2 protein-coding genes are annotated in these 1,656 nt (G+C 48.5%); both read left to right on the forward strand.

Annotation, left to right across the window (positions count from 1 at the left end; genetic code table 11):
- A partial coding sequence (locus ACYVE4_RS31725) for a sensor histidine kinase (RefSeq protein WP_461044445.1) occupies window positions 1-246 on the forward strand: 246 nt, incomplete at its 5' end.
- Between the two features lie 28 nt (window positions 247-274).
- Window positions 275-1,656, forward strand: a 1,382-nt coding sequence (locus tag ACYVE4_RS31730; RefSeq protein WP_461044446.1) for a tetratricopeptide repeat protein, incomplete at its 3' end; no start/stop codon positions are given.

Genomic DNA, 1,656 nt, shown 5'->3' on the forward strand with positions numbered 1-1,656 from the left:
GCCATCAACAACCTGGTGAAGTATTCTCACGCTAGTAAAGCGACCGTAAAGTTTGAGCGCAAGGAGAAGCACTTGCAAGTGCTGATTGAAGACAACGGTCGAGGGTTTGACCCAAGCCAAGCCAGCCAGCGAACGGGGCAAAGCAGTATGCAGCAGCGAGCTGAAGCGATGGGAGGCTCATTGGCGGTGCAATCGGGTCCTCAACAGGGTACCCGGCTAGTAGTAACAACTTCGATTGCTGGCTAAACTCAAGCATACTCCCCACCCGAGTGCCATGAAACCTCTTTACCATTTCATTCTGATTACAGTCTGTTTGACGTTGGGGACTAGTCGTATCGTAACGGCGCAACTTCCCAATTCGCTGGATTCGCTGGAAACGTTTCTGAAAACATATACCGCCCGCGATTCGGTCTATGTTCGTGCGATGAACAGAACGGCACGCAAACTCATCTACGAAAAAGCCAATTATGAAAGAGCTGATTCGCTCGTTCAGCGCTCAGAAATATTGAGTCAACAAATTGGCTGGTGGGCTGGGAATATTTCGGCGATTACACTACGGGCTACGCGCTATTATCTAACTGACCAGCCCGCCAAAGCACTGATTTATTTTCAAAAGGCTGTCGATGTGGCCCAAACGCATCAATCTTCCAAACAGGATGTTTACGACATGATGGCCAATGTATCGATAGCCTATGAACAGCTCGAGCAATGGCCGAAAGTGATGGAAAACTCATTAAAAGCCATTCGATTACAAGAGCAGTATGGACTGACTCCCCGATCGAATGCATGGTCGGGTGTAGGCACTGCGCTAAAAAAAATGGGAAAGCCCCAACAAGCGCTGCCTTATTTCCAGCGGGCGTTGGCGATTGAAAAAGGATCCAATAATCCTAGAAACGAGTCCGTTGCAGAAAATGAGTTAGGCAATATTTATGACCTTCTAAAACAGCCTGAGTTAGCACTAAAACACTATCGGAACTCACTTAAGTTAGCCGAAAAAATCAGTTTCGAGTTACTCCAAACAGACGCGCTCACGAATATTGCCCGTACATTGAATAAAGCTGGCCGTCCTGAATCGGGTTTGCCGCTTGCCCAAAAAGCTCTCCGCATTGCCCAACAACAAAAAAACGACGAAGCCACACGAACAGCTTACTTAATTATCGGACATCTGTACGAATCGCTTAAACAATACCCTCAGGCAGAATCTGCTTTCAAAGAAGCGTTGGTGACTGCTGAACGCAGTAATCACCGCGCAGATGCACAGGAAGCCCGACAAGCTCTAACGGATTTTTACGCTAATCGACAAAACTACAAGCAAGCGTACGAGTTCCAGGCACAGAAAAATCGACTCATTGATTCAGCCGCAAATGTCCGTACTGAAGTTGCCGTACAGCGATTGCTGGCGCAGTACCAAACCGAGAAAAAAGAAGCGCAGATCAAACTCCTTCAGCAACAGGCTCAGTTGCGTGATAAAGAAACGGCTCGTATCCAGTTTCAAAATACAGCTCTGATCGTTGGCAGTTTACTACTATTGTTGCTGGTCGGAACGGGATCAGCCTGGCTGCTGAACCGGGCCAAGCTGCGCCGACTCGAAGAAGCTCAACAACTCCGCAAACAGATCGCCCACGACCTCCACGATGAAGTGGGCAGCACCCTCTC

The organism is Spirosoma harenae (assembly GCF_054776975.1).